The sequence below is a fragment of the Chroococcidiopsis sp. CCALA 051 genome (assembly GCF_003015105.1).
GTDB lineage: Bacteria > Cyanobacteriota > Cyanobacteriia > Cyanobacteriales > Chroococcidiopsidaceae > Chroococcidiopsis > Chroococcidiopsis thermalis.
This window is the reverse complement of sequence record NZ_PYCI01000248.1, coordinates 1-3,088: the sequence shown is the minus strand read 5'-3', so window position 1 is coordinate 3,088 and position 3,088 is coordinate 1. Positions and strand designations below refer to the sequence as shown.

4 protein-coding genes and 1 pseudogene are annotated in these 3,088 nt (G+C 46.6%); 1 reads left to right on the top strand and 4 read right to left on the bottom strand.

Features of this window, described 5'->3' with window-relative positions; genetic code table 11:
• A pseudogene (locus C7Y66_RS30260) lies at positions 1-514 on the bottom strand (S-layer homology domain-containing protein); the annotation flags it as partial.
• A 186-nt stretch (positions 515-700) separates the two neighbouring features.
• On the opposite strand from C7Y66_RS30260, the gene C7Y66_RS30255 reads away from it, so the two are divergent.
• Positions 701-1,936, top strand: coding sequence for a histidine kinase (locus C7Y66_RS30255; protein ID WP_181245397.1), 1,236 nt, complete (start codon positions 701-703; stop codon positions 1,934-1,936).
• A gap of 34 nt (positions 1,937-1,970) precedes the next feature.
• Here C7Y66_RS30255 and mutT read toward each other — a convergent pair whose 3' ends face one another.
• The 3 genes from mutT to C7Y66_RS32745 form a co-directional block, all read right to left on the bottom strand.
• Positions 1,971-2,384, bottom strand: a complete 414-nt coding sequence (mutT, locus tag C7Y66_RS30250; RefSeq protein ID WP_106548361.1) for an 8-oxo-dGTP diphosphatase MutT — start codon at positions 2,382-2,384, stop codon at positions 1,971-1,973.
• 16 nt (positions 2,385-2,400) lie between these two features.
• The gene (locus C7Y66_RS30245) at positions 2,401-2,742 is read right to left on the bottom strand and encodes a DUF760 domain-containing protein (protein ID WP_015155344.1); all 342 of its coding nucleotides are present in this window, start codon (positions 2,740-2,742) and stop codon (positions 2,401-2,403) included.
• Between the two features lie 144 nt (positions 2,743-2,886).
• Positions 2,887-3,088, bottom strand: a 202-nt coding sequence (locus C7Y66_RS32745; protein WP_233222917.1) for a hypothetical protein, incomplete at its 5' end; no start/stop codon positions are given.

Here is a 3,088-nt window from a genome sequence, read left to right as displayed (position 1 = left end):
GTGTAGGAGTCGCATTGGGCGGAGGGGTAGATGTCGTTCTTGGCGCGATCGCAATTTTTACTAACAGATCGTTCCGTCGCGCCTCAATCGTCGCGTTATCTGTTTCTCCCCCCGATGGCGGATTGACAATTTGCCAGTTATTCGACTGAAATTCTTTTTTGTAAAAGCTTTGCACGACGTTGATCGGATCGCCAGTTACCCAACGAGTTTCTGACGGCGAAGACTCGTTTTCCGCTGGTACAGATGCTACCAACTGAGCCTCGGGATAGCGCGGAATTTCTGAAGGGAAGTCAGGTGGTAGCTGGGCGATCGCCCCATTCGGCTGATTTTGCCGAGCTGAATCGGTGGATGGCGCAGAAGTGCCAGAATTGCTAAACGGTCGATTGGTCTCCAACTCAGGATCGGCAGCTAAAGTGCGCTCCAACTGCTGAGCGTTAGGACTATTGGCGCAGGCAGTTACAGCCAGCAATAAGCAGGTTAAACTAGCTAATCGAGCGCTTTTTGAAAACAACACGGTTTTTCAGTATATGTACTAGTTTTACGCTAGCGTAGGACTGCCCAATATCTGTAATTCTACGCTCCTTAACATCTTAGCTATATGCAAAAACTAAAATAGATATTAAATTTAAAAGGAGGCTGATTTATAATCCGCTATGGCTACTTCTTTCACCTCTCACTAAGCGTTACCTGTTAGTTGCCCGTGCTGAAACAAGATTGCATGCAGGTTTCTTCTGAACAGCCGACCTCGACTGAAGCTAGGCTTCAACTACTGCTATTTGTAGATGAGCGTCCCAGTTCGCGACAGCAAATACAGCAAATTCGTCGTTATCTCAAGCAGCTACAAGCTGAGTACCCGTTTGAATTACAGATTGTTAATGTCGGGGAACAACCGTATCTAGCAGAACACTTCAAACTGGTGGCTACACCAGCTTTGATCAAAATTTATCCAGAACCAAGACAAATTCTGGCTGGAAGTAATTTGATCGAGCAACTAAGTAACTGGTGGCTGCGGTGGCAGCAATCAGCTGAGGCTCAGGCAAATTTGGTAGCAGAGTTAGCCGAAACCTCAACGAAACCGAAGGATTTAGAAAACTTAAACAACTCGGGCAATTACGGTACTTCCAATGTCGCCGCAATTCGTTCTGTAGCTGATTCGGTAGAAGTAATTCGGCTTTCCGATGAAGTCTTTCGCCTCAAACGCGAGCAGGAGAGGTTATTGGAGCAGCTTCAGTTTAAAGATCGAATTATTGCAATGGTAGCGCACGACCTGCGCAATCCTCTGACCGCTGTGTCTATTGCTGTAGAAACTCTCGAAGCTCAATTTCTATCGACTAAAAAGGGGGGTTTTTCTGCATCGCCTGCTTTATTAACCCAGTTGTTCAAACAAGCCCGCAGCCAAGCTAAGATTATCGATCGCATGATTGCGAGTTTGTTACAGGTAACGCGGGGTTCTAGTGCCGAACTACAAATTCAACCCCACAAGCTAGATTTGATCGAGTTATACCAAGATGTAGAAGCACATATCCAAGACCGCGCTTTTACCAAATCGCAATCTATCCAAACCGATCTTCCTAACGATTTACCTGCGGTTTATGCCGACCGGGAAAGGGTAAGGCAAGTCTTGATCAACTTGCTTGACAATGCGATGAAGTATACTCCTGAAGGAGGTACGATCCGCATTTCTTGCCTGCACCGCACAACGCAGAAGGTACAAGTCAGCGTTTGCGATACTGGACCTGGAATTCCTGAAGAAAATTACGATCGCATCTTTGAAGAGCGGTTCCGCCTCAAGCGCGATGAAGCTAAAGATGGTTATGGTATCGGTTTAGCTTTGTGTCAACGGATTATTAGAGCGCACTACGGGCAAATTTGGGTAGACTCAGCCCCTAATGGAGGCAGTTGTTTCCATTTCACGTTGCCGGTTTATTCTTTGTAGTGAGTAGGGGCGCACAGGTGTGCGCCCCTACTCACTATTTATAATCTTTTATTGCAGCAATAATCTGCACGTTAGCCGCAGGAAAATTGTATTGTTCAATTTCATCTAGAGTTACCCAACGGATCTCCGCACACTCGATCGGCTGAGGGACTCCACCCAAATAATGACAGTGGTGTACTGCTAGCGTTACGCGCAAATGAGAGTAGTCGTGTTCGATAGTGATGAGGCGATCGCCGACTTCAACTTCTACCCCTAACTCTTCCATCAGTTCGCGCCTGATGCATTCTTCTACCGTCTCTCCTGGCTCCAATTTTCCGCCGGGGAATTCCCACAATCCGCCCATTGTCCCCTCTGGGCGACGGCGATCGATTAAAATTTGTTGTTGAGCGTTCCACAGAACGCCCACGCCGATAATTTTATGCGGAATTGAAATGGGTTTTGAAGTCATGGACGGTTTGTTTTACTTATTCCTGTGTCCCGATGACTTCCGTTGCTTCTAGGGACTTTTCAAACATCATGCGTTGTTCGGCATTGCGTAAGAAATAACCACTAATCATTGCTGAAGCGAGTAATCTACCCAAACTTTCACGGTTAGTTGTAATCGTTATACCGAAATTTTCTCCAGGTAAACTACCTAACATACCGATGATATTACGCTCGATCATCTGGAATACTTCAGTAGAGCTAGGCTGGGATAGCTGAGTAATAGCCTCTGGACTTAGCGACTGGACGTATTGCCATAAGGAATCGCTGTCCTTTGATTCTCCTGGGAAAAACTCGGAAACTTGATGTGATGAGTCGTTCACTGATGACCTCCCTTACAGTTCGGTTGCCAAATTGTAACCGATCGACTTGCTGCTAGTGTTGTTTACAATTTAGCCGACAAATAGCGTCTTTATGTAAATTTAATGTAACAGGTAGGCGCGGATATGATAGGTGGCAAAACCGAACTAAATTTGGAGGGTTGTTGCTCCACAATTAAGTGTTTGGTAATGGGTAATGGGTAATGGGTAATTGGTAGTTGCTCCTGAAGCTCCCCTGCACACAAAGCCCACCTGCTCCCCTGCTCCCCTGCTCCCCTGCTCTCTTCCCTGCTTCCTAGCTAGCCAAATACTGGTCGAGGTCTGCTTTACGCTTGCGGAGCTTGGTGAG

Excerpts from the sequence above, each read along its gene's own strand:
- mutT (WP_106548361.1), bottom strand. The coding sequence starts at position 2,384 with ATGACTTCAAAACCCATTTCAATTCCGCATAAAATTATCGGCGTGGGC.